Here is a 25,253-nt window from a genome sequence, read left to right on the forward strand (position 1 = left end):
CGTGCCGGATGCCGGCGTCAGTCCTGCATCGAGCCGGGCATGCGCAGCGGGGTGGCGGCGCCTTCGGGGTCGAGGTTGACGCGCAGGTAGACCGCCCCGCTCATCTGCGTGAACTGCGAGGCGTTGTCCAGCGCCAGCCGGCTGCCGAGCGCCAGCTGCGGGCCGAGGCGGTATTCGGCCGCGCCCTGCAGCGCGATCGTCAGGCCGATGGCGCTGCGGCCCGGGTGCACCGCCTGGGTCGCCTGGCCGAGCGTGACCGCGTTGGTCAGCTGCTGCTGGGCGGCGCCGTCGAGCGGGTAGTAGGGGGCGCTGTCCTCGCGCCAGGCCTGCAGGCCGGGGGCGACGTTCAGGCCCCAGCGCAGCCCCGCACGCTGGCCGACCATCGAGATCGGCGCGGTCAGCGACACGCTCTGCTGCGGGCTGAAGTAGCCGCCGTGGCCGAGCGTGAAGTGGCGCAGGTTGTAGGCGTGGTGGGCATAGGCGAGGTCGAGACCCCAGTCGAGCTGGTGTCCGGGTTCGTCGATGCCGCGCCAGCGGGTGCCGGCGCCCAGCTCCAGGCGGGTGTTGTCGCGCACGCCCCGGCCGGACAGCAGGTGCAGGCCGGCGCGTGCCTGCAGCTGCAGGCCGTCGTCGCCGCGCCAGTTCAGCGAACCCTGCACGCCGGTGGCCGTGACGCCGCCCCAGGTCTGGCCGCTGCGCGGGTCGCGCACGCCGGCCCAGGACAGCACGCTGTCGGTGACGGCACGGCGCGACAGCTCGCCGCCGTAGCCGAGCCGCGCGCCCCACTGGCCGCCGACCCGGATGCCGCCGACCGCGTTGACGACCGGGAAGCCCAGCGGCGTGACGCCGATGTCACCGGAGACGTGGCGGCCGGCCAGCCCGACGCTCAGGCCGACGCCCGACGCCGAGACCGATTCGCCGCTGCGGGTGCCGCCCAGCGCCTGGCTGCCGAACTGGGCCGATTCGCTGTCGCCCAGGCCGGGTGATCCGGCTTCGAGCAGCGTGGGGACGGCCTTCAGCGTCAGCAGGCCGATGTCGCCGACCGGCAGCTGGAAGCCCACCGGCGCGCGCAGCTCGACCAGCTGCGAGGTGCCGCTGTCGCCGCTGCGCCAGCGCAGCGCGGCGCCGCCTTCGAAGGCACGGGTGCCGCGTTCGGCCAGCACCTCGGCCAGTTCGTCGTTCAGGCCCTTGGGCAGGGACTGGCGTGGCGTGACGACCAGCGGTGTCGCGACCGGGGCGGCAGAAACGGCTGCGGCGGGAGCCGCTTCGACCCCGCCCGCGCCGGGCGCTGGCAGGTCGGCCAGCAGGTCGCCCTGGGCCGCGACACGGGCCGGGCGCGGGCCGGCGTCCCAGGCGCCAGCGGCGTCGCGTGGTGCGCCGACCGGCGAGCCGGACGGCGCACCGGCCGCCGCTTCGGCGCTGTCACCGCGCAGCCAGGCGTCGGTGCTGGCGGCGCCGGCCGAGGCGGGCACCGGGGCGGCGGCCAGGGTGGCCGGCGGCGTGGCGCGCAGCGGGCGGGCGCCGGTGCTGCCCAGCGACTGCGCGGTGGTCGTCGTGCCGCTGGCGGCGGTCGGGGCGGACAGCAGCGGATCCAGCGCCGGCATCGTCGGCGGCAGCGCGTTGCCGAGCGGCCGGCCCCAGGCCGCATCCGGGTCGACCGGCCGTTCGGTCGTGCCACGTCGCGCCGGAGCCCGGCCGCCGGCCGCGCCAGACGACGTGGCCGGACGCTGTGCCGCGATGGCCGCGCGCAGGTAGTCGGCGGCCAGCCGCAGCTCGCCCCGGGCGCGGTGGTGGCGGGCGTACTCCGCCAGCACGCGCGGGTTGTTCGGCGACAGGCGCGCGGCCTCGTCCAGCGAGGCCAGCGCCAGCGGCGCATCGTCGGCGGCGGTCGCGGCGCTGGCGCGGGCCAGCCAAGCGTCGAGGCTGGCAGGTTCGACGGCCAGCACGGCGTCGATCACGTCCAGCGCCTGACCGGGTTCGCCGACGGCGACGTGCAGCCGCGCCAGTGCCAGCGCCAGCCGGGTGTCGCCGGGCCGTTCCTGCAGCATCGGGTCGAGCTGCTCGTAGGCGGCGGCGGTGTCGCCGGCCTCGCGCAGGCGGTCGACCTGACGCAGCGTGTAGGCCACGCGCAGGCCGTCGAGCTGGTCGCGCTGGGCCGGGCTCAGGCGCTGGCTGGCCAGTCCGGGCAGCAGGCTGGCGAGTTCGGCGTCCTGCCGGGCGCTGTCGAGCAGCTGGGCGTATTGCAGCCGGGCGCCCGGGTCACGCGAGCCGGCCTGGCCGCGGTCCTGGGCCAGCGCGCTGCGCAGCAGCTGCAGGCCGCGCGCGGTCTGGCCGGCGTCGCCGTAGGCCTTGCCGACACGGGCCATCAGCTCCGGGTCGCGGCCGGCATCGTTCTGGGCCCGCTGCAGCGCCGCCAGCGCGGCCACGCCCTGGCCTTGCGCGCCCAGTTCGGCCGCCTGTGCCAGGCCGAGCTGGACCCGCAGCTGGCGGTGCAGCCGGGCCATCTCCGGGCGACGCTCGGCCGGCGCGATGCGGTCCAGCGCCTGCAGGCCGGCGACCGGCTTCTGCTGGTCGGCATGCCATTGCGCCAGCGCCCACCAGGCATCGGCGCGGGTCGGGTTCTGCGCGGCCAGGTCGTCCATCAGCCAGCGCGCGTCGTCGACGCGGCCCTGGGCCGACTGCAGCTGCGCCAGGCTCAGGCGCAGCCACGGGTCCTGCGGGTTCAGGCGCAGCGCCTCGTCAAGCTGCGATTCGGCCCGCGCCAGGTCACCTTCCTGACGCGACACCGCCGCGTCCTGCTGCAGCAGCAGCGCCAGCAGCGGCTCGCGTCCGCCGACCGCCTTGGCGCGCGGCTCCGCCAGCGCGCCGATCGCCACGCGGGCCTCGTCGCCACGGCCCTGGGCGTGCATCGCCCGGACCCAGCCACGCCAGGCATCGGCCTGCGGCGGATCGAGCGCCAGGGCGGTCCGGTAGTGGCCCTCGGCGGCGGCCCAGTGGCCGAGTTCGGCCTGGACGTCGCCGGCCTCGACCCACGGCAGCGGGTCGCGGGCGTCGAGCGCGGTGGCCTGCCGCAACGTGTCCAGCGCGTTCTGGTGACGGCCGGCGGCGCGCGCGGTCTCGGCCTGCTGCAGCAGCACGCGGACCTGGGCGGTGACGTAGGGGCGCTGCCACGGGCTGCGGGCCTCGCCGCTCAGTGCGACGGCCTGCCCGAGCAGCTCGCGGGCCTCGCCGTAGCGGGCCTGCCGCAGCCGCACGACGCCCAGACCGCCGAGCGCGTCGCTGTCCTTCGGGCGGGCCTGCAGCAGCTGGGTGAAGCGGTTGGCGGCGGCGTCCAGGTCACCGCCCTGCAGCGCGTCGAAGCCTTGCCGGCGGCTGCGCACCAGCGGGTCGCGCTCGCGTGCCTCGGCCAGGCGGCGGGCCTCGTCGCTGCCCTTGAGCAGATCGTCCAGGCGACCGCGCACGGCGCTGTCCTCGCCGGCCTGTTCCAGGTGTTCGCGCAGCAGCGCCGAGTCGGCCGGCTTGAGGGTCAGCCACAGCAGCGCCTGTCGCCAGGCCTCGCGGGCTTCCTGGCGCTGGGCCGGGTTGGGCGTCGAGGCCGAGACCACGCCGCCGGCATCGGGCGCCTGGCTCAGTGCGGCCAGCCGGGTGATGGCGTCGCGGCGGGTCGGCTCGCGATAGCTCAGCACCTTGGCCAGCGCCAGGCGGGTGCGCACGTCGTCCGGTTCGGCCTGGGCCAGCCGTTCGAGGCCGCGCCGGGCGTCGTCCCAGCGGGCGGTGCCGGCCAGCGTCTGGTAGTACTCGACCGCCAGCGCGCCCTGCGGGTTCGGGTCCGCCAGCAGCAGCTCGTACTGGCGGACGGCGGCGTCGTACTGGCCGGCGCTGGCGAGCTGGCGGGCCTTCTGCAGCTGGGTGCCGTCGGCCGCCTTGCCGTCGCGCTGGCGGGCCTCCAGGCGGCGCAGGCCGGGGTGGTCCGGATGGGCGCGGCGCAGGCTCGCCAGCGTGTCGCGGGCGGCCTCGTCCTGACCCAGCTCGACCTGGGCCTGGGCCAGCCCGACCAGGGCCTCGGCGTGCTGCGGCTCGAAGGCCAGCAGCTTGCGCCAGGCGGCGGCGGCGAGGTCGGCGCGTCCGCGTTCCTGCCAGCCACGGGCCTGGGCGATCAGGGTGCGGACGGCCGGGCTGTCGGCCGGCGCGGCCGATGTGGATGGCGCCGTCGGCGTGGCCGGCGCAGCGGCCAGGCTCAGCGGCGAGAACAGGCCTGCCAGGGCCAGGGCGGAAGCCAGGGCGTTGAGTCGCGGGGTCATGGGCGGGGCTCCGGGGCGGGGCGCATCAAGGGCGGGCAGGGGTCGGTTCGGGCATCGGCGCTTCGGCGGCGGCCAGCCGGCGGGCGGCCAGGCGGCGCAGCATCGAGGCACCCAGCAGCGCCAGCAGCACGGCCAGCAGCAGGCTCAGCGCGGCCAGCAGCAGCGGCTGCAGTGCCAGCGCATAGCGCAGCCGGTCGAACAGGCCGACGTTGCCGACGTGGTAGGTCGTGCCGGCGTCCAGGCTGCGCAGGCCGTCGGACTCGATCAGCGTGGCGCTGCCGTGGGTCCGGGCGATCAGCGACGGCTCGATGAACAGGCTGGTGACGCTGCGCAGCCGCGTGCTGTCGGTGCCGGTCAGCACGACCACGCTGCGACCGCTCGACAGCGGCGATTCCAGCCCCATCAGCGCGGCACCGCCGGCGGCGCTGCGCCAGGTTGGCAGCGGGCCGTTGTCCTGACCGGGCAGCAGACCGACCAGCCGGCGCCACAGGCCGGGCGGTGGCGGCTCGGTCGTGGTGTCCAGGTGCATCGGCAGGTGCTCGGCCCAGTGACGCAGCAGCGGCTGGCGGGCCGGCGTGCCGATCACGACCAGGTCGCGGTCCTGCAGGGACAGCGTGTCCAGGCCCTGCACCACCTGCACCGCGACGCTGGCCAGGCCGGTGCTGCGGCCGGCATGGCCCATCAGGTCGAGGTAGACGTCGATCTCGGTGGCATCCGGCGCATCCGGCAGCAGCACGGTGGTGCCGGCCAGGTCAGCCAGGCGGCTGAACGGGAAGGCGCTGTTGGCGAAGGCCGCCAGGTCGGGCATCGCGAGGAAGTGCGGCACGGCCGAGAAGTCGATCGTCGAACCGCCGTCGACGCCGGTGCGCTGCTGGCCGCTGGCCTGGGTCGACGCGCAGGGGTCGTCGACCGGCGAGTCGTAGTCGAACTGCAGCCGCAGGCGGCTTTCCGGCAGGCCGGCGACCAGTCCGCCCGGGATGGCGACGCGGCTGTGGCGCTGCTCCAGCGCGTCCACGCCGGCACCGCTGCTGCGTCGGCCGATGCCGTCGGGCAGCGCGTAGCGGCCGGCCGGTTCGAGCGCGAAGCTGCGCACCGGCACGTCGTTGAAGGCCACGTTCAGGGCCGAACGGTCGGCCTGGGGCGGCGGCGTGTGGTGCCAGCGCAGGTCCACCGGCACGCTGGCCTGACGCGGGAAGTGCAGGTCCGGCGGCAGGCGCAGCGTCAGGTCCAGCGGCGCCGGGTGCGGGCCGACGCGGGTCAGGCGGGCGCCCGACTCGATCTCGTCGAAACGCACCGCCCGGTCGGTCGGCAGCCAGCGCGGCGCGTCGTAGGGCTTGCGTGCGGCCAGCAGCTGGGGCGGGCCGACGCGCAGGCGCTCGCCCTTGACGTCGCCCGGCCGGCCGAGCTGGCCGAGGCTCAGCGCATCGGCGGCCCACTTCAGCTCGTCGGCGTCGCGGCCCAGCACCAGCAGCAGCTTGGCGCCGGGCTGGCCCGGGTGTTCGACCACGCTCAGCGTCGGGCCGTCGATCGGCGGCAGCGTCACGCCGGGCACCCCTGTCTGCGAGGTCGCCAGCACGACCGCATGCGAGGCCGGCAGCGCGCCGCCGAGCTGGCTGTGGAAGGCGGCGCCCCGGTAGCTCGCCTGCGCGCCGAACCACGACGCCAGCACGCCGGCGGCCTGCAGCAGGCGCGGACCCGGCCGCTCGGGCAGGACCATCGCCAGGTCGAGCCGGCGGTTGTCGCGGTCGTCGAAGAACGGCGCCGGCAGCAGCGCCAGGTCGGCGGCGACCGGCAGCGGCGCGACCGTCATCGTCAGCACCGACTCGGGTTGCAGCTGCGCCCACAGGCGGTCACGGTCGAGCCGGTTGCACAGCCGCTCGCGCGGCATCACCAGCGCCAGGCCGATGCGGTTGTGGTCGCTCAGCAGGCGCGGGTCGATCTCGATGTCGCGGCTCATGCGGGCGAGGTTGCCGTCGCGCTCGACCGGCAGTTCGGCGACCGGTTCGTCGTTGACCGTCACGTTCAGCATCGCGCGCTGCAGCGCCAGCTCGCTGGACAGGCCCAGCTCCAGGCGCAGCACCAGCCGGGTCACGACCTCGTCGGCGCGGACCGAGAACGGCACCGTCTGGCCGCCGTCGAGCGGCTGCAGCCGGCGCGGCTCGGTCTGGCCGAGCTGGCGCAGCGTCAGCGCGACCGGCCGGGCGGCGACCAGGTTGCGGCCCGGCTGGGCAAGGCCGGGCGGGGCGACCGACAGCAGCAGCGCGAGCGCGGTGGCGGCCAGGGCGGCCGGAAGGGTCTTGGACGTGATCGTCATGGTGCGGTCCTGCGGGGTCACTCAGGCGTCCGGGCCTTCGGCGGAGGCCGGGCGGTCCTGGCGACGCCAGGGCAGCAGCTGGGCGCAGCCGCGCAGGCCGTGGGCCATGACGCGGAACATCGAGATGAAGGGGCGGTCGTCGGTGCGCTGCGGCGGGCGCGTCAGCCAGGCGTCGGCGCGCGCGAAGGTGCACTGCACCAGCATCGATTCCTGGGCCAGCGACATCGGCCCGAAGCGCAGCCGCAGCTGGCCGCCCTGGGCGTCGATCACCCGGGCGTCAAAGGCCGAGGCCACGCCGCGCCGGTACAGCACCACCTGCACGGCGTGGTCGGGCGCCAGCTCGACGGCCTCGTCCGGCCGCAGCCGCAGGCCGCCTTCGGAGACGTCCGAGGTGCGCGCCGCCAGCTCGCGGCCGTCGGCCAGGCGCAGCGTCGCGGGGATGTCGAGCGGCACGCGGTGCGAGCCGCGCACCTGCCGCGCCTCAGCGGCGGCGGCCAGTGCCGAGCCGAGGATGACGATGTTGTAGACCGTCCAGACCAGGTTCAGCACGATGGTCTCGATCTCCGGCTCCGGCCACCAGAACAACCTCAGCAGGCCGACCACCATGCCGGCCAGGTTCAGCAGCAGCAGGAACAGGTAGGGCCGGGCGATCTGCCAGTCGACATAGCGCGAGGCCACCAGGCCGCCCTTGGGCGTGACGTTGAACGAGCCGGCCTTCGGGTTGATCAGCGCCAGCGTGGTCGGCCGCAGGATGTACCAGGCCAGCACGGTCTCGTAGACCTCGGCCCAGAAGCTGTGGCGCCAGCGGCCCTGCACCCGCGAGTTGGTCATGTTGGCGTGCACCAGGTGCGGCAGCGCCATCGCCGCGATCATCAGCGCCGAGGCGTTGATGACGTGGGCCTGCACGAACAGGTAGGCCAGCGGCGCGGTCAGGAAGACCAGGCGCGGCAGGCCGTAGAAGAAGTGCAGCATCGCGTTCACGTAACAGAGCCGCTGCGCCAGGCTCAGGCCGCGTCCGAGCAGCGGGTTGTCGATGCGGAAGATCTGCGCCATGCCGCGGGCCCAGCGGATGCGCTGGCCGACGTGGGCCGACAGGCTCTCGGTGGCCAGGCCGGCCGCCTGCGGCAGGTTCAGGTAGGCGGTGGTCCAGCCGGCGCGGTGCAGCTTCAGGGCGGTGTGGGCGTCCTCGGTGACGGTCTCGACGGCGATGCCGCCGATCTTCAGCAGCGCCTCGCGGCGCAGCACCGCGCAGGAGCCGCAGAAGAACGCGGCGTCCCACAGGTCATTGCCGTCCTGCACCAGGCCGTAGAACAGCTCGCCCTCGTTGGGCACGCGGCGGTGGGTGCCCAGGTTGCGCTCGAACGGGTCGGGCGAGAAGAAGTGGTGCGGGGTCTGCAGCATCGCCAGCTTGCGGTCCTTCAGGAACCAGCCGACCGTCATCTGCAGGAAGGAGCGGGTGGGGATGTGGTCGCAGTCGAAGATCGCGATCAGCTCGCCCGAGGTCTGCTTCAGCGCCGCGTTGATGTTGCCGGCCTTGGCGTGGCGGTTGTCGGCCCGGGTGATCCAGCGCACGCCGGCCTGTTCGGCGAACTCGCGGAACTCCTCGCGCCGGCCGTCGTCGAGGATGCAGACGTTGATCTTGTCGCGCGGCCAGTCCAGCGCCAGCGCCGCCAGCACGGTCGGCTTCACGACCTTCAGCGGCTCGTTGTAGGTCGGGATCAGCACGTCGAGGGTCGGCCACAGGTCCAGGTCGGCCGGCATCGCGACCGGCTTGCGGCCGAGCGGCCAGATGGTCTGGAAGTAGCCCAGCACCAGCACCACCCAGGCGTAGATCTCGGCGGCGATCAGGCCGTAGCTGAAGAAGGTGTCGAGGCCGGCGCGGTAGTCGATCGTCTCGGCCAGCCGCCAGTACAGGTAGCGGCTGGACATCACCAGCGACAGGCAGGTCAGCGCCAGCGTCGCGGTCCGGCCGGGCCAGCGCTTGATGACCATCGCGATCAGCAGCGTCGCGACCGCGAAGACGGCCTGCTCGATCAGGTTCAGCGGCGCGGCCGTCACCACCAGCAGCAGGAACACCGCCACCAGCAGCAGCGGCAGCAGCCACAGCGGGCGCAGCCCGGCGGGCGACCGGTCGCGGGGGACGCGGGCTGGACGAACCTTTGCGGCCGGCGGATGGGAGTCGGAACCGTGGTGGGACATGGCGGCAGGCGGCTGGCGGCGGCGGTTGCGACGACACGGGCGGGGCGGCTCGCGCGTCGGGTCAGGAAAAGACGGCCGCACCCGTCCGTCACGGCGTGCGCGTGGCACGGCCGTGTCGGGCGCGATGGGCGTGGTGGGCGGTGGTGTCCGGGCTCGGCGCAGGGCCGGGCCGGTGTCGATCAGCCCAGGCTGCCGTCGGGCAGGCCGTAACGGGCCGTCGCGACCCGGGCGAAGGCTTCGCCTCGGGTGGCGGGCACGCGCACGGTGTCGGGTGTGCGGACGACGGCTGGCGTGGCTGGCAGCGGGGCCGCGTCGGGCAGGTCGGGTGCCGCGAACTCGCGGTAAGCCTCGCGGATCGCACCGACCTGTCGGAACAGGTGGTTCAGGTCATCGTGAGCATCCATCAGGAAATCCTTCGCATCAGAGGCCTGCGGGCCGTGTCCAAGCGCCCGGCCTTGTGGTCGGGCAGCCCCTTCGATGCGGACAGGGCCTGGAGGCTCGCCTTGATCGGTCGCGCATGGCGCGCCGGCCCGAACGGCCTCTCTGGTCCCGGTGTTTCCGGGCAACCCTGCCTCACGGGATTCGTGATGCCGCAACTGCGATATCCGATCCCTATTTGAAACAGTCTGTTAACAAATGTGAGTTTATCGCCCCGAACCCAGGCGACGAGGAACGGAATGCAATCGATCGTGTAACGAGGGGGGGTCGATCCGCTCAGGGTTCCCTGAGGTTTCGGATTTCTCAGATTCGGCCGAAATCCTGTTGCATTTCGTGCCGTGAATGCAACAGCCGGTTGGATGTGAAAACCCGAATCGCCAGCAGGGATGTCACGGCGCGCTCAGCCGCGCCAGCCGATCCGCCGCGAGATCGCCTGCGCCGCGTCGCGCAGCGGGGCCAGCAGCGGGCTGGCGGCGTCGGCCGGCAAGGCGGCGCTCGGGCCGATGGCGACCAGCGCCAGCACCATCGCGCCGAAGCCGTCGAACACCGGCGTGGCGACGGCGCTGACGCCCGGCATCGAGCCGTCGACGCGCGCGGCCCAGCCCTGGTCCCGGACCTGCGCCAGCGTCGTGGCGAAGGCGGCATCAGGCGTGCGGCCGTTCTCGGCGTGCAGCACGGCGGCGACCTCGGCGGGCGGCCGGTGCGCCGCGAACAGGAGGCCCGAGGCCGTGCCGTCGAGCGACACCACCGTGCCGTGGCGCATGTTGACGTGCACGGCGGTCGGGCCTTCCTCCAGCCGGACGATGGTCGGCCCCCGGTTGCCCCAGACGGCGATCGCGACCGTGTGGCCGACCTGCTGCGCCAGCGCCGGCAGTTCCGCGCTGGCCAGCCGCACCGGGTCGAACTGCTGCAGGCTGATCAGCCCGAGCTGCAGCGCCAGCGGCCCCAGGCCGTAGTGGCCGCTGCCGGCGTCCTGCACCACCAGCCCGAGCTTGCCGAAGCTCACCAGGTACGGGTGCGCCTTGGCCGGGACCATGCCGGCCTCGCGCGCCAGGTCCTTCAGCGCCATCGGCCGGCCGACGTGCGCCAGCGCGATCAGCAGCTGGCCGCCGACCTCGACGCTCTGGATGCCGCGCGGGCCTTTCGACCCGCTCGGGCTGCCGCCCTCGGGGTCCGGCTCGGCGTTTCCGGGGGCTTCGAGGGGCAGGGCGGGGTCGGTCACGGGGAGGCTCGGGTTTTCACGTAGACGAATCAGTTAGACATTAGCAAACGACTTGCCTAAGATCAAGCCTTGTTCGGTAAAGGCGAACTCGTTAGACATCAACGAACTCCGCCGCCGCCCCTCTCATCCAACCCGACGCCCCCACCATGAGCACCAAAGCCTTCGCCAGCCAGGCCGACCTCGTCGAGAAGCAGGTCAGCTTCACCCGCCTGTCCGAGAACGCCTACGCCTACACAGCCGAGGGCGATCCGAACACCGGCGTGATCGTCGGCGACGACGCGGTGATGGTGCTGGACACCCAGGCCACGCCGGTGATGGCGCAGGACGTGATCCGCCGCATCCGCGAGGTCACCGACAAGCCGATCAAGTACGTCGTGCTGAGCCACTACCACGCGGTCCGCGTGCTGGGCGCTTCGGCCTATCAGCCCGAGCACATCGTCGCCAGCCGCGACACCTACGACCTGATCGTCGAACGCGGCGAGCAGGACAAGGCCAGCGAGATCGGCCGCTTCCCGCGCCTGTTCCGCAACGTCGAGAGCGTGCCGGCCGGCCTGACCTGGCCGACCATCACGTTCACCGGCCGCATGAGCATCTGGCTGGGCAAGCTGGAAGTGCAGCTGATCCAGCTGGGACGCGGCCACACCAAGGGCGACACGGTGGCGTGGCTGCCCGAGCAGAAGATCCTGTTCTCGGGCGACCTGGTCGAGTTCGACGCCACGCCCTATGCCGGCGACGCCTACTTCCAGGACTGGCCGAAGACGCTCGACAACATCGCCGCACTGCAACCCAACGCGCTGGTGCCCGGCCGCGGTGCCGCGCTGACGACGCCCGCGCAGGTCCAGGCCGGCCTGCAGGGCACGCGCGACTTCATCTCCGACGTCTGGACGAACGTGAAGGCCGGCGTCGAAGCCGGCAAGACGCTCAACGCCGTCTACAAGGACACCTACGCGGCGCTCAAGCCGAAGTACGGCCACTGGGTCATCTTCGACCACTGCATGCCCTTCGACGTAACGCGCTGCTACGACGAGGCCACCGCCCACGCCGACCCGCGCATCTGGACGGCCGACCGCGACCGCCAGATGTGGGAAACGCTGGAGGGCTGAGCCGTGCTCTCGACCTACACCTACCCGAAGTTCAGCTCGCCCCGCGCGCCGGAACTCGACCAGCCCGCCATCACGCGCCGGCCGGTGGTGGTGATCGGCGCCGGCCCGGTGGGCATCTCGGCGGCGATCGAGCTGGCGCAGCAGGGCCAGCCGGTGCTGCTGCTGGACGACGACGACACCGTCAGCATCGGCTCGCGCGGGCTGTGTTACGCCCAGCGCACGCTGGAGATCCTCGACCGCCAGGGCTGCGGCCAGGCGGTCGTCGACAAGGGCGTGACGTGGAACGTGGGCCGCACCTTCCTCGACACCGAGGAGGTGTTCCGCTTCGACCTCGTGCCCGAGCCCGGCCATGAGCGGCCCGGCATGGTCAACCTGCAGCAGTACTACCTGGAGGAATACCTCCTGCGGCGCGCCGCCGAACTGCCGGCGATCGAGCTGCGCTGGAAGCACAAGGTGGTGGCGGTGACGCCGGACGGGTCATCGAACGGGCAGGGCCCCGGCGCACGCCTGCAGGTCGAGACGCCCGATGGCGCCTTCACGATCGACGCCGACTGGCTGGTCGTGGCCGACGGCGCGCGCAGCCCGATCCGCCGCATGCTGGGGCTGGAGATCGAGGGCCAGGTCTTCAAGGACCGCTTCCTGATCGCCGACGTCGTGATGAAGGCCGACTTCCCGGCCGAGCGCTGGTTCTGGTTCGACCCGCCCTTCCATCGCGGCCAGAGCGTGCTGCTGCACCGCGAGGCCGACAACGTCTGGCGCATCGACTTCCAGCTCGGCTGGGACGCCGATCCGGAAGAGGAGAAGAAGCCCGAACGTGTCATCCCGCGGATCCGCCAGATGCTGGGCGACGGCCCCGAATTCGAGCTGGAGTGGGTCAGCGTCTACACCTTCCAGTGCCGTCGCATGCCGCGTTTCCGGCATGGCCGCGTGCTGTTCGCGGGCGACGCGGCGCACCAGGTCTCACCCTTCGGTGCGCGGGGCGCGAACTCGGGCATCCAGGACGTCGACAACCTCGGCTGGAAGCTCAAGGCGGTGATCGACGGCCGGGCGCCCGAGGCGCTGCTCGACAGCTATTGCCACGAGCGTGGCACGGCGGCCGACGAGAACATCCGCAACAGCACCCGCTCGACCGACTTCATCACGCCCAAGAGCCGCGTCTCGAAGACCTTCCGCAACGCCGTGCTGGGGCTGGCGCGCCAGCACCCGTTTGCCCGCGCGCTGGTCAATTCCGGCCGCCTGAGCGTGCCCACGCTGCTGGTGGATTCGCCGCTGAACACGCCCGATGCCGAGCCCTTCGACGGCTGGATGGTGCCGGGCGCACCGCTCAGCGACGCACCGGTGATCCGCAACGGCCAGGCCGACTGGCTGCTGCGCCAGGTCGGTGGCGGCTTCACGCTGCTGGTCTTCGGCGATGCAGGGATCGAGCTGCCGGCGACGCCGGTCCCGCTCGCGCTGCGGCGCATCCGCCAGCCCGGCTCGCCGGTGCTGGCCGGTGACCTGATCGACAGCGAGGGGCTGGTCAGCCGCCGCTGCGACGCCCGCCCCGGCACCGTCTACCTGATCCGCCCGGACCAGCACGTGGCCGCCCGCTGGCGTGGCTACGACGCTGCCGCGCTGCAGGCCGCGCTGGCGCGTGCCTTGTGTCTGCACTGAGCCTGCACCGAGCCGAAGGAACACCGCCATGAACGCCGCAACACCCCACCTCGTCACCACGCCGAACTTCGGCATCCCCGGTGAACGGTTCGTCCGCGCCTACACGCCCGGCGACGACTTCTACGAGGCCCTGATCGACAGCCACCGCGACCTCAGCGACGAGCAGAGCGAGATGCTCAACGCCCGCCTCGTGCTGCTGCTCGCCAACCACATCGGCGACCTGCGCGTGCTGCGCGAGGCGCTGGCCGCCGCGCGCGACGGCGTCGTCTGAACCGACTGGAGCAACCCATGAAGATCGATCGCATCCACCACGTCGCCTACCGCTGCCGCGACGCCAAGGAAACCGTCGAGTGGTACGGCCGCATGCTGAAGATGGACTTCCTGCTGGCCATCGCCGAGGACCTGGTGCCCAGCACCAAGGCGCCGGACCCGTACATGCACGTCTTCCTCGATGCCGGCGCCGGCAACGTGCTGGCCTTCTTCGAGCTGCCGACCCAGCCGCCGATGGGCCGTGACCCGAACACGCCGACCTGGGTCCAGCACATCGCCTTCCGGGTCCAGGACCGCGAGGAACTGCTCGCCTTCAAGGCCCATCTGGAGGCCGAGGGCGTCGACGTGCTCGGCGTGACCGACCACGGCGCCTTCCACTCGATCTACTTCTTCGACCCGAACGGCCACCGCGTTGAGCTGGCCTGCCCGGATCCGGACGAGGCCGAGATGCTGCGCCGCATGGACGAGGTCAAGTGGCAGATGCTGGAGGACTGGAGCAAGACCAAGCGCGCACCCAAGCACGCCGCCTTCTTCCACCAGCGGGAGTTCAAGCAGTGAGCGACTTGCACACGACGCCCGTCGATGCGCTGGACGAGAGCCACGATGCGGCGCTGGCCAGCTGGGTCGATTCGGCCAACGCGGCCGACACCGACTTCCCGATCCAGAACCTGCCGTTCGGCCGCTTCCGCCGGCCCGGCGATGCGGCCTTGCGCGTCGGCGTGGCGATCGGCGACCAGGTGCTGGACCTGCGCCTGGCCGCGTCCGCGCCGGGCTGGTCGGCCGATGTCCAGCCGGCGCTGGCGCTGCTGGGTGCGGGCGACCTGAACGCGTTCATGGCGCTGGGCCGCGCGCCGCAACGCGCCGTCCGGCTGGCGCTGAGCCGCGCCTTGCGGGCCGGCTCGCCGATGCAGCCGGCGCTGACGGCTGCACTGCTGCCGCAGTCGCAGGCCGCGATGGCGCTGCCGTGCGAGATCGGCGACTACACCGACTTCTACACCGGCATCCACCACGCCACCACGGTCGGCACGCTTTTCCGGCCCGACAACCCGCTGCTGCCGAACTACAAGTGGGTGCCGATCGGCTACCACGGCCGCAGCTCGTCGATCGTCGTCAGCGGCACGCCGGTGCGCCGGCCGCAGGGCCAGATCAAGGGGCCGGACCATGCCGAGCCCATCCTCAGCCCGAGCCGCCGGCTCGACCACGAGCTGGAACTCGGTGCGGTGATCGGGCGCGGCAACGCGCAGGGCGAGTCCATCCCGATCGGCGAGGCCGAAGGTCACCTGTTCGGCATCGTGCTGCTCAACGACTGGTCCGCCCGCGACGTGCAGGCCTGGGAGTACCAGCCGCTCGGCCCCTTCCTGGCCAAGAACTTCGCCAGCACGGTCTCGCCGTGGATCGTCACGATGGACGCGCTGGCGCCGTTCCGCGCGCCCTTCGTGCGGTCGGCCGACGACCCGCAGCCGCTGGCCTACCTCGACTCGCCGGCCAACCGCGCGGCCGGGCAACTCGACCTCGTGCTGGAGGTGCTGATCCAGACCGCCGCGATGCGCGCCGCCGGTCTGGCGCCGCACCGGCTGTCGATCGGCCGCACCGTGGAGGCCGCCTACTGGACCTTCGCGCAGCTGGTCACCCACCACGCGATCGGCGGCTGCAACCTGCGCAGCGGCGACCTGCTGGGCAGCGGCACGCTGTCGGGCCCGTCGCCCGAGCAGGGCGGCTCGATGCTGGAGCTGAGCGCCGGCGGCAAGCGCGCGCTGACGCTCCCCGGCGGCGAGACCCGCACCTTCCTGCTGGACGGCGACACGGTGATCCTGCGGGCCTGGGGCGAACGGCCGGGCGCCCGCCGCATCGGCCTGGGCGAGTGCGCGGGCACGATCCTCCAGGTGACAGCGTGAACGGCGCGGCGGTGTCAACATTGCGCGGATGACGTCCTCTGCGCCCCTCGACCGCCGCGTTCCTTCCGAGACCACCGGCATCCTTCTCCTCGTGGCCGCCGTGGTCTGCTTCGGCGGGCTCGACACGACCGGCAAGATCGCCGCCGCATCCGTGCCGGTGGCGATGGCGATCTGGGTCCGTTACGTGGTCCAGAACATCCTGTCGCTGGCCGTCATGTGGCCGCGCCACGGCCGCGAGCTGTTCCGCACCGCCCAGCCCGGCGGCCAGCTGCTGCGCGCCTTGCTGCTGGTGGGCTGTAACGGCCTGGCCTTCCTGTGCCTGCGCACGATGCACGTCGGCGAGTTCACCGCCGTGATGATGCTGACGCCGCTGCTGATGACCGTCGTTGCGGCCCGCGGCCTCGGCGAGCACGTGTCGATCTGGCGCTGGCTGTGCCTGCTCGGCGGCTTCACCGGCACGCTGCTGGTGATCCGCCCGAGCCGCGAGCTGCTGCACCTGAGCACGCTGCTGCCGCTGGTGCTGGTGGTGATCAGCGCGGCCTTCCAGATCCTCACCCGCACACTCGCCCGCACCGACCTGGCGGCCACCACGCACGTCTGGTCCGGCCTGGGCGGGCTGGCGCTGACCTCGCTGGTGCTGCCCTGGGCCTGGCAATCGCAGCCGCTGTCGATGTGGCTGCTGATGGGCCTGATGGGCGTCTTCGGCGGTGTCGGCCACTACCTGCTGGCGCTGGCCTACACGCGGGCCGGCGTCGCGACGCTGACGCCTTTCCTGTACCTGCAGGTGCCCATCGCCACCTTCGGCGGCTGGCTGGTGTTTCACCACCTGCCCGACGGCATCGCGATGACCGGCATCCTGATCGTCTGCGCCTGCGGCGTGTTCGGCACCTGGCTGGTCGCCCGCGAACAGCGGGCGGCGGCCAGCCGCAAGGCCGAAGACCCGGCCGCGCTGGTGCCGGCCGGCGAAGCCGGCTGAGTCGCCCGCCGCTCTTCCCGCGTTCCCCGTTCTCTGTCCCCGACTCCTGCGAAAGACAGCCCATGCGCTACCTGCACACCATGGTCCGCGTGACCGACCTCGAGACCTCCCTGCGCTTCTACCGCGACGCCCTCGGCCTGGACGTGATCCGCACCCACGAGGCCCCGGCCGGCCGCTTCACGCTGGTCTATCTGGCCGCACCGGGCCAGCCCGATGCCCAGGTCGAGCTGACCTTCAACTGGGACCCGGAGGTCTACACCGGCGGCCGCAACTTCGGCCACATCGCCTACGAGGTCGAGGACATCCACGCCACCTGCCAGCGCCTGGTCGACCACGGCGTGACGATCCTCCGCCCACCCCGCGACGGCCGCATGGCCTTCGTGCGCTCGCCCGACAACATCTCGATCGAACTCCTGCAGTCCGGCCCGGCCCTGCCCCCGGCCGAGCCGTGGGTGTCGATGCCGAACGTCGGGACGTGGTGAGGCGTGCGTCGCCGAAGGGCGACGGGGAATGAACCCCTCACCCTACCCTCTCCCGCAAGGGGAGAGGGGTTCTTGCAGCGTGTTGATCGGGGTTCTTGAAAGTGGCTCAGTCGATGAGCCAGTCCAGGCACCGGGACGACCCGTTAGCGCGACGCCCTTGCAAAGTGGTCATCCCTCTCCCCTTGCGGGAGAGGGACCGAGGGTGAGGGGTCTCGCGCCAGGCGCGCCAGCCTTCCGGCCAGCAAGTGCGTCGCCGGAGGGCGACGGGGGATGGACCCCTCACCCTACCCTCTCCCGCAAGGGGAGAGGGGTTCTTGCCTCGTGTTGATCGGGGTTCTTGGCGGTGGCTCAGTCGATGAGCCAGCCTAGACGCCACGACGCCCCGTTAGCGCGACACCCTTGCAAAGTGGTCATCCCTCTCCCCTTGCGGGAGAGGGACCGAGGGTGAGGGGTCTCGCGCCAGACGCGCCAGCCTTCCGGCCAGCAAGTGCGTCGCCGGAGGGCGACGGGGGATGGACCCCTCACCCTACCCTCTCCCGCAAGGGGAGAGGGGTTCTTGCTTCGTGTTGATCGGGGTTCTTGAAAGTGGCTCAGTCGATGAGCCAGTCAAGAGACCACGACGCATCTTCAGCGCGACGACCTTGCAAAGTGGTCATCCCTCTCCCCCTGCGGGAGAGGGAACGAGGGTGAGGGGTCTCTCGCCAGACGCGCCAGCCTTCCGGCCAGCAAGTGCGTCGCCGGAGGGCGACGGGGGATGGACCCCTCACCCTACCCTCTCCCGCAAGGGGAGAGGGGTTCTTGCTTCGTGTTGATCGTGGTTCTTGAAAGTGGCTCAGTCGATGAGCCAGTCAAGACGCCACGACGCCCCGTTAGCGCGACGACCTTGCAAAGTGGTCATCCCTCTCCCCTTGCGGGAGAGGGAATGAGGGTGAGGGGTCTCTCGCCGCCCGCTCTCACTCCGGATCCACGAACCGCCGGGCGATCTCGACGAAGTGGTCCTGCACGGCCAGGAAGGCGTCGACCAGTGACGGGTCGAAGTGCGAGCCGCGGCCGTCGCGGATGATCTGGACGGCCTGTTCGTGCGAGTACGGCGGCTTGTAGATGCGGCGGTTGATCAGCGCGTCGTAGACGTCGGCCAGTGCCATCAGGCGGGCCGACAGAGGGATGGCCTCGCCGGCCAGGCCTTGCGGGTAGCCGCTGCCGTCCCATTTCTCCTGGTGCGACAGCGTGATCTCCTTGGCGAAGCGCAGGAACGCCAGTTCGGTGCCCAGGCTCTGCTCGGCCGTCACCAGGGCCTCGTGGCCCAGCGTGGTGTGCGACTTCATGACCTCGAACTCTTCCGGCGTCAGCTTGCCCGGCTTGAGCAGGATGCGGTCGGGGATGCCGACCTTGCCGATGTCGTGCAGCGGCGCAGACTTGTAGAGCAGCTCGATGTTGCGTTCGGTCAGCAGCGCGGTGCTGGCCGGGTAGCGGTCCGGGTGGTCGCGCAGGTGTTCGGCCAGGCACTTGACGTAGTGCTGGGTGCGGCGGATGTGGTTGCCGGTCTCGTTGTCGCGGGTCTCGGCCAGCGAGGCGATGGCCTGCACCGTGACGTCCTGGGTCAGGCCGATCTCGCGGGTGCGTCGCGCCACCTCGTCCTCCAGCCGGGCGTTCTGCTGGCGCAGCGCGTCGGCGGCGGCCTTGAGCTGCAGGTGGGTGCGCACGCGGGCCAGCACGATCGGCGGGCTGATCGGCTTGGTGATGTAGTCGGCCGCGCCGAGCGCCAGGCCGCGTGTCTCGTCCTCGATCTCGACCTTGGCGGTCAGGAAGATCACCGGGATCAGCGCGGTGTCCGGGTCGGCCTTGAGCGCCTGGCAGACCTCGTAGCCGTCGATGCCCGGCATCATGATGTCCAGCAGGATCAGGTCGGGCCGCTGCGCCCGCGCCAGTGCCAGCGCCCGTTCGCCGTTGTGAGCCACCCGCACGCGGTACTTCTCGTGCGACAGCAGCGCGGCCATCAGCTCCAGGTTCTCGGGCGTGTCGTCGACCACCAGGATGGTCGAGTGGGCGTGCGGGATCAGGGTGTCGATCGGCATGTCGGGTGTCCGGGCCTCGGGCCGTCAGGACGGCGTGTCCAGGTCGGGGCCGAGCTGCTCGCGCAGCATCGTGCGGGCCTCGTCGAAGGCATAGCGGCTGATCGCGTGGGTGAAGCGGTGGTGCTGTTCGCCCAGCGCGGCCGACAGCAGCGCGGCGTGGTGCGCGGCGGTGTCCTGGGCCTCGGCGTCGCCCTCGTCGAGCTGGCGGTCGAGCAGCCGCGCGACCTCGCGCAGACGGGCCCGGTCGATCGCTGCGGCGGGCGTAGGCGGTTCGGCCGGATCGTCGGGCAGCTGGCGGGCCAGGCCGTCGAGCAGCGCGGCCAGCGCGCCGGCCAGCCGCTCGCGCAGCGGCTCGATCGTGGCCAGCGGCACGCCGGTTGTCAGCGCCTGTTCGAGTTCGGTCGCGTGTTGCTGCAGGGCCGTCGCGCCCAGGTTGCCGGCCACGCCCTTGAGCGCATGGGCGAGCCGCTGCGCCTCGTCGCGCCCGGCCTTGTCGCCCTGCGCGGCGCGGTCGAGCTGCGCGCCCAGGCGCTCGGCGACATCGGCATGGCTGGCGATGAACTTGCGCAGCAGCGACCGGTAGAGCGCCTTCTTGCCGCCGCTGCGGCGCAGGCCGACGGTGGCGTCCAGGCCCGGCACGTCCAGTACCGCCGCGTCGTCATCGTCGCGTGGCGGACGCGGCGCGCTGGCGATCGGGCGCGACGGCGCGGCGCGCGGGGCGCGGGCGATGCCCGGTGCGATGTGGGCCAGCAGCACCTGGGCCAGCTTGTCGGGCTCGATCGGCTTGGCGAGGAAGTCGTTCATGCCGGCATCCAGGCAACGCTGGCGGTCCTCGGCCATCGCGCTGGCGGTCATCGCGACGATGCACAGCTGGCCTCGATCGGGCATCGCGCGGATGGCGCGGGTCGCGGCCAGGCCGTCCATCACCGGCATGTCCAGGTCCATCAGCACCAGGTCGTAGTCGTGCAGTCGGACCTGCTCGGTCGCCTTCAGGCCGTTGTCGACCACGTCGACGCGCAGCCCGGCATCGACCAGCAGCTCGCGCGCGACCTGCTGGTTGATCTCGTGGTCCTCGACCAGCAGCACCGAGGCGCCGCGAATCGCCAGCAGCATCTGGTCCAGCGGGGCCGGTGACGGCGCCACGTTCGGGCCGACCGCACCGGGCGCACGCCGCATCACCTGCATCAGCGCGTCGAACAGCATCGAGCCGTTGACCGGCTTGACCAGCACACCGGCGAAGCCCTCGGCCTCGGCCTGAACGTGGATCTCCTCGCGGCCGAAGGCGGTCACCAGCAGGCGCTGCGGCTGGGTCGACAGCCCCAGCCGTTCCACGCGGCGGGCGGTCTCCAGGCCGTCCATGCCGGGCATCTGCCAGTCGATCAGCGCCAGGTCGTAGGGATCGCCCTCGGCGTCGGCGCTGGCGAGCGCCTGCAGGGCGGCCGCACCGCTGTCGACCGCGCTGGCCTGCAGGCCGATGGCCTCCAGCAGGTCGCACAAGGTCAGCCGCGCGGTGGCGTTGTCGTCGACCACCAGCGCGCGGCGGTTGCGCACGTCGGGTTCGGACATCTGCCAGGCCTGGCGGTTCTGGCTCAGGCCGAAGCGGGCGGTCAGCCAGAAGGTCGAGCCGACGCCGGGTTCGCTGTCGACGCCGACCTCGCCGCCCATCAGCTCGGCCAGCCGGCTGACGATCGCCAGGCCCAGTCCCGTGCCGCCATAGCGCCGGCTGGTCGAGCTGTCGGCCTGGTGGAAGCTCTGGAACAGGCCGGCGCGCTGTTCGGGTGTCAGGCCGATGCCGGTGTCGCGCAGCTCGAAGCGCAGCATGACGTGCCCGGCGGAATCGTCTTCGCCTTCACCCTCGGTTCTGGTCGACGGCAGCCGGCTGACCTTCAGCTCGATCTCGCCCTGCTCGGTGAACTTGACCGCGTTGTTGCCGTAGTTCAGCAGCATCTGGCTGAGCCGCAGCGGGTCGCCGACGAGGTGGTCGGGCACGTCGCGGCCGACGGTGAAGACGAGTTCCAGCCCCTTGGTGGCGGCACGTTGCGCGATCAGCGTCGAGAAGTCGTCCAGCACGCGCGAGAGCTGGAAGTCGATCTGCTCGATGTCGAGCTTGTTGGCCTCGATCTTCGAGAAGTCGAGGATGTCGTTGATCAGCCCGAGCAGCTGCTGGCTGGACTGGCCGATCTTGCGCAGGTAGTCGCGCTGGCGCTCGTCGCTGGCGGCCTTCAGCGCCAGGTGGCCCAGGCCGATCACGGCGTTCAGCGGGGTGCGGATCTCGTGGCTCATGTTGGCCAGGAAGTCGGCCTTCAGGCGGGCCGAGTTCTCGGCCGCGGCCTTGGCCTCGCGCAGCTCGGTCTCCTGTTCGAGCAGCCGCGCATTGGCCTGCGACAGCGCGGCGGTGCGGCTGGCGACGCGTTCCTCCAGCGTCGTGTTGAGCGCGCGGATCTCCTGTTCGGCCATCACCCGCGCGGTGACGTCGCGCAGGATGGCGGTGTAGAAGACCTCGCCGTCGACCTGCAGGCAGGCGATCGAGGCCTCGACCGGGAACTCCTCGCCGTTGCGGCGCAGGCCGTACACGACGGCGTTGCGGCTCATCGCGCGGGCGGTCTCGCCACTGTCGCGGAAGCGTTCGAGGTGCTCGACGTGGTGACGCCGGAAGCGCGACGGCAGCAGCTGTTCGAGCGGCTGGCCCATCGCCTCGTCGATCGGCCAGCCGAACATCGCCGAGGCGGCGCGGTTGAAGCCGACGATGCGCTGCTGGCTGTCGACGGTGATGATCCCGTCCATCGCCGCGTGGATCATCCCTTCCAGCCGGGCATTGCTGTTGCGCAGCGCCTGCTGGCCGTGTGTCAGCCGCGCGCCCATGCGGTTGAAGCTGCGGGCCAGGTCGCGCAGCTCGGCCGGGCCACGTTCGGGCACCGGCTCACCGGCGTGTTCCGAGGCGCTGATGCGGCCGACCGCGTCCTGCAGCGCCCGCAGCGGCCGGGTGAAGGCCAGCCGGATCAGCCGCGACAGCAACCCGACGACCAGCACCAGCACCAGCAGTCGCAGGCCCAGCGTGCGGGCCGAGCGGTGGTCGACCAGGCGGTCCTGCAAGGTCAGGTCATGGGTCAGGTAGACGACGCCGCCGCTCTCGCTGCGCAGCCGGCGCTCGTCGCCGGCGATCTCGAAGGGCAGCATCAGCGACAGGCGGCGGCCGTCCTCGTTGACCTGCAGGTCGAACATCCGGCCACGCGAGACGCGCTCGAAGCGCACCGGGTCATAGCCTTCCAGCACGGCCATCGCCGGCTGGCCGTTCCAGGCCAGGCGCTGGCCCACGGCGACCCGGCCGCCCGGGTCCACCAGCGCGACGGTGGCCACGCGCTCGTCGGTCGACACCGCCGCGACCTCGGCCGCCACGCGCGTCGGGTGATCCTCCAGGCTGTTCTGGGCGACCAGCGCGAGCCGTTCGGCGTCCCGCACGATGGCGACGCGGGCATCGTCGAGCACGTCCTCATGGCCGTGCTGGCGTTCCTCGACCCACGCCGCCCACAGCATCAGCAGCAGCACGGCGGCCAGGCCCAGCGGCAGGGCGACCGAGGCGGAGTAGGTGCGTTTCATGCCGGTGTCGCCAGCGAGGCCGGCAGGAAACGGGCATCGAGCAGCGGTCCGAGCGTCATCGGCCGGCCAGGGCGTGACCCCGCCGCGCCCAGCCGCAGCAGGCCGTGGGCCTGCATGCGGCGCATCAGGTCGGCCGCCGAATGCTGGAGCGCCCCGCCGGGCGCCAGCAGCTCGCGGTTCTCGGCCAGTCCGGGGATGCGCAGGCCCATGAAGACCTCGGGGACGTCGGCGGCGGCCATCTGCAGACGCGGGGCCATGCGCATGGCCGCGTCGACTGGCTGCGCGGCCTGGTGCTGGCGTGCCCCAAGCAAGGCCGAGACGACCTGGCGCAGCGACTCGGCTTGCGGGTCCAGCACCTCGCGCCGGACCGCCAGCACGTCGACGATCAGGTTCGGGATCGCCCGCGAATCGAACAGGCGCACGCCGCCCATGGCCTCGATCCGGCTCGACCAGGGCTGGGCGCTGACGACCAGATCGGCCTCGCCTTGCTGGTACGCCTCGGCGCTGCGGTCGAGGGTGATCGGCAGGGTCCGGATCGCCGCGAGGTCCAGGCCGGCGGCCTCCAGCAGGCCGTCGAGCATCAGCGCGCCGGTGGCGCCGGTCTCGACCGCGATGCGCTTGCCCTTGATCTCGGCCAGCGCCATCGGCCGGCGGGCGTAGACCGCGTCGGCGCCGGCGGAGATGTCCAGCACCATCACGACGGCCAGGTCGATGCCGGCCTCGCGGGCGGTCAGGACCTCGTCGAGCGTCAGCTGGCAGGCGTCGAGCTGGTGGGCGGCCAGGGCGCGCAGGCTGTAGGTGTTGGCCGGCAGCTCGATCAGCCGGACCTTCCGGTCGTCGAGCCAGCCCAGCTCGCGCGCCAGGAAGGCGTATTCGTAGGTCGGGAAGACGATGCTGCCCAGGCGCAGCGGCCCGATCGGCTCGCTGCACGCCGTCAGCCAGCCCGCGCAACCCAGGCCCCATGCGCCGGCCAGCAGCCGGCGTCGACCGATGCGGGTGGCGGCGGTCGGAGCGGTCGGCGGGGCGGCGTTCATCAAGTCGGTGGACGGGTCGGGCCGAGGGAGTCTATCCAGCTTGGGTTCTTTCGTGGCTCGTGCCGACCGGCAGAATCTGACGATGTCCACACGCCACGATCCACCTCAAGCCGACGCCCCCTGGGAGCATCACCACCGCTTCGATGCCGGCAACGATGCGGCCGAACGCTGCACCCGCCAGGTGGTCGTCATCACGCTGCTGATGATGCTGGCCGAGATCGTCGCCGGGCTGGTCTACGGCTCGATGGCGCTGCTGGCCGACGGCATCCACATGAGCTCGCACGCGCTGGCGATCGGGCTGAGCGCGCTGGCCTACGCGAGCGCGCGACGCCTGGCCGACGACCCGCGCTATGCCTTCGGCACGTGGAAGATCGAGGTGCTGGCGGGCTACACCAGCGCGGTGCTGCTGGTGGTCGTCGCGCTGATGATGGCGGTCGGCTCGGTCGAGCGCCTGCTGTCGCCGGAACCGATCCGCTACGTCGAGGCGATGGTCGTCGCGGCGGTCGGGCTGGCGGTCAACCTGGTGTGTGCGCTGATCCTGGGTGGGGCGCATGGGCACACGCACGGGCATGCGCACGGTCATCCGCATGACCACGGTCATGCCCACGGCCACGCACATGGCCATGACCACGGCCCGGCACCCGACCTCAACCTGCGCTCGGCCTACGTCCACGTGCTGACCGATGCCGCGACCAGCGTGCTGGCGCTGGCCGCGCTGGCGGCGGGCTGGTTGTGGGGCTGGTCATGGCTGGATCCGGTGCTGGGGCTGGTCGGGTCGGTCGTCGTGCTGCACTGGGCCCGGGGCCTGCTGGCCGATGCCAGCCGGGTCCTGCTGGACCGCGAGATGGATCACCCGGTCGTCGACGAGATCCGCGAGGTCATCGCGGCGCATGGCGGCGACGGCGTCACGCGGCTGACCGACCTGCACGTCTGGCGCATCGGCCGCGCCGCACACGCCTGTGCGCTGGTGCTCGTCACCGACGACCCGGCGCTGACCGCCGCCGAGGTCCGGCGCTGGCTCGCGGTGCACGAGGAGATCGTGCACGCGACCATCGAGATCCACCGCGCGCGACACCGGCACTGACCCGGCGGCAGACAAAAAAATGGCCTCTCGACGAATCGTGAGGCCATGCACCCAATCGAAGGGAACTGCCAGGTGCAAAAAACCGTGCCCATCGCGACGGCCGGACGGTGGCCTTCGGTGGGAAATGAACCCATTATCCGGGGCGAACCTCGGCGTCTTCGTGACGATGTTGGCGATCTGGCCGCTGCCACGGCCGGCCGGAATGGCTCTCCTTCTCGGCGGCGGCGTCCGCAAGATTGACGTTCATCAATCTGGAAGAGATGGTTTTCAGCGGTGCCGGACGCGCCACCACCTGATCCGGGGGTGATATTTGCCGGATCGGGTCATCGGTTGCTCGCCTGTTGGGCGATTTGTTCAGTTCCGGCGATTGACCGGCAGGTCCGAAGGCGGTGCTGTTTTCACCGTCGCGGGCGTGTTCCAGCGCGTTCGGCGTGAAGGATGTCACGAACGACATCCCCCAATTCTGAACTCAAGCTTGATGAGTCCGCGATGTCGGCCGGTGCCACGCGGTTGCTGCACCACAGGCGGGCTCGGTTGTCGGTCGGATCGTCCGGCGGCGCGATGTCGGAGACGGCGAGTCGGTCAGGTTCGGGTGTGGACGCCCGAAGTC

The 25,253-nt window shown here is 72.0% G+C and carries 17 protein-coding genes; 8 read left to right on the top strand and 9 right to left on the bottom strand.

Features of this window, described 5'->3' with window-relative positions; genetic code table 11:
- Positions 1-17: 17 nt before the first annotated feature.
- The 5 genes from ACWA7K_RS19565 to ACWA7K_RS19585 form a co-directional block, all read right to left on the bottom strand.
- Entirely contained in the window at positions 18-4,301 is a 4,284-nt protein-coding gene (locus tag ACWA7K_RS19565) for a cellulose synthase subunit BcsC-related outer membrane protein (protein ID WP_456163439.1), read from the bottom strand.
- A 25-nt stretch (positions 4,302-4,326) separates the two neighbouring features.
- Entirely contained in the window at positions 4,327-6,615 is a 2,289-nt protein-coding gene (gene bcsB / locus ACWA7K_RS19570) for a cellulose biosynthesis cyclic di-GMP-binding regulatory protein BcsB (RefSeq protein WP_456163441.1), read from the bottom strand.
- 21 nt (positions 6,616-6,636) lie between these two features.
- The gene (gene bcsA / locus ACWA7K_RS19575; protein ID WP_456163443.1) at positions 6,637-8,814 is read right to left on the bottom strand and encodes a UDP-forming cellulose synthase catalytic subunit; all 2,178 of its coding nucleotides are present in this window, start codon (positions 8,812-8,814) and stop codon (positions 6,637-6,639) included.
- A gap of 179 nt (positions 8,815-8,993) precedes the next feature.
- Positions 8,994-9,218 (bottom strand): hypothetical protein, encoded by a 225-nt coding sequence (locus ACWA7K_RS19580; RefSeq protein ID WP_456163445.1) that lies wholly within the window; start codon positions 9,216-9,218, stop codon positions 8,994-8,996.
- 434 nt (positions 9,219-9,652) lie between these two features.
- The gene (locus tag ACWA7K_RS19585; protein ID WP_456163447.1) at positions 9,653-10,474 is read right to left on the bottom strand and encodes an IclR family transcriptional regulator; all 822 of its coding nucleotides are present in this window, start codon (positions 10,472-10,474) and stop codon (positions 9,653-9,655) included.
- A 146-nt stretch (positions 10,475-10,620) separates the two neighbouring features.
- On the opposite strand from ACWA7K_RS19585, the gene ACWA7K_RS19590 reads away from it, so the two are divergent.
- From ACWA7K_RS19590 to ACWA7K_RS19620, 7 genes are all read left to right on the top strand, one after another.
- Positions 10,621-11,577, top strand: a complete 957-nt coding sequence (locus tag ACWA7K_RS19590; RefSeq protein ID WP_456163449.1) for an MBL fold metallo-hydrolase — start codon at positions 10,621-10,623, stop codon at positions 11,575-11,577.
- Between the two features lie 3 nt (positions 11,578-11,580).
- Positions 11,581-13,230 carry an FAD-dependent oxidoreductase gene (locus ACWA7K_RS19595; RefSeq protein WP_456163451.1) on the top strand — a complete coding sequence of 550 codons (1,650 nt, stop codon included), beginning with the start codon at positions 11,581-11,583 and terminating at the stop codon, positions 13,228-13,230.
- Between the two features lie 28 nt (positions 13,231-13,258).
- Positions 13,259-13,501 carry a DUF2783 domain-containing protein gene (locus ACWA7K_RS19600; protein WP_456163453.1) on the top strand — a complete coding sequence of 81 codons (243 nt, stop codon included), beginning with the start codon at positions 13,259-13,261 and terminating at the stop codon, positions 13,499-13,501.
- Positions 13,502-13,518: 17 nt separating this feature from the next.
- The gene (locus ACWA7K_RS19605; RefSeq protein WP_456163455.1) at positions 13,519-14,058 is read left to right on the top strand and encodes a VOC family protein; all 540 of its coding nucleotides are present in this window, start codon (positions 13,519-13,521) and stop codon (positions 14,056-14,058) included.
- Positions 14,055-15,395, top strand: a complete 1,341-nt coding sequence (gene fahA / locus ACWA7K_RS19610; protein WP_456163457.1) for a fumarylacetoacetase — start codon at positions 14,055-14,057, stop codon at positions 15,393-15,395. Before ACWA7K_RS19605 ends, fahA begins: the two co-directional genes overlap by 4 nt.
- 28 nt (positions 15,396-15,423) lie before the next feature.
- Positions 15,424-16,371 carry a DMT family transporter gene (locus ACWA7K_RS19615; RefSeq protein WP_456163459.1) on the top strand — a complete coding sequence of 316 codons (948 nt, stop codon included), beginning with the start codon at positions 15,424-15,426 and terminating at the stop codon, positions 16,369-16,371.
- A 62-nt stretch (positions 16,372-16,433) separates the two neighbouring features.
- On the top strand, positions 16,434-16,853 hold the full coding sequence (locus tag ACWA7K_RS19620; protein WP_456163461.1) for a VOC family protein: 420 nt from the start codon (positions 16,434-16,436) through the stop codon (positions 16,851-16,853).
- Positions 16,854-17,806: 953 nt separating this feature from the next.
- Here the strand turns inward: ACWA7K_RS19620 and ACWA7K_RS19625 are convergent.
- The 3 genes from ACWA7K_RS19625 to ACWA7K_RS19635 are packed head-to-tail and all read right to left on the bottom strand — an operon-like array spanning position 17,807 to position 23,559.
- Positions 17,807-18,928 carry a response regulator gene (locus ACWA7K_RS19625; protein WP_456163463.1) on the bottom strand — a complete coding sequence of 374 codons (1,122 nt, stop codon included), beginning with the start codon at positions 18,926-18,928 and terminating at the stop codon, positions 17,807-17,809.
- 24 nt (positions 18,929-18,952) lie between these two features.
- Entirely contained in the window at positions 18,953-22,525 is a 3,573-nt protein-coding gene (locus tag ACWA7K_RS19630; protein WP_456163465.1) for a response regulator, read from the bottom strand.
- Positions 22,522-23,559: an ABC transporter substrate-binding protein gene (locus ACWA7K_RS19635; RefSeq protein ID WP_456163467.1), complete on the bottom strand. Its 1,038-nt coding sequence runs from the start codon at positions 23,557-23,559 to the stop codon at positions 22,522-22,524. The genes ACWA7K_RS19630 and ACWA7K_RS19635 overlap by 4 nt, the downstream gene beginning before the upstream one ends.
- Positions 23,560-23,641: 82 nt before the next feature.
- Between ACWA7K_RS19635 and dmeF the strand changes: the two genes are divergently transcribed.
- Entirely contained in the window at positions 23,642-24,643 is a 1,002-nt protein-coding gene (gene dmeF / locus ACWA7K_RS19640) for a CDF family Co(II)/Ni(II) efflux transporter DmeF (protein ID WP_456210229.1), read from the top strand.
- 133 nt (positions 24,644-24,776) lie between these two features.
- Here the strand turns inward: dmeF and ACWA7K_RS19645 are convergent, their stop codons facing one another.
- A complete protein-coding gene (locus ACWA7K_RS19645) occupies positions 24,777-25,097 on the bottom strand; it encodes a hypothetical protein (RefSeq protein WP_456163471.1) in 321 nt (106 codons plus the stop codon).
- Between the last annotated feature and the right edge of the window lie 156 nt (positions 25,098-25,253).

Source organism: Leptothrix mechoopdaensis (SeqCode), assembly GCF_053893855.1.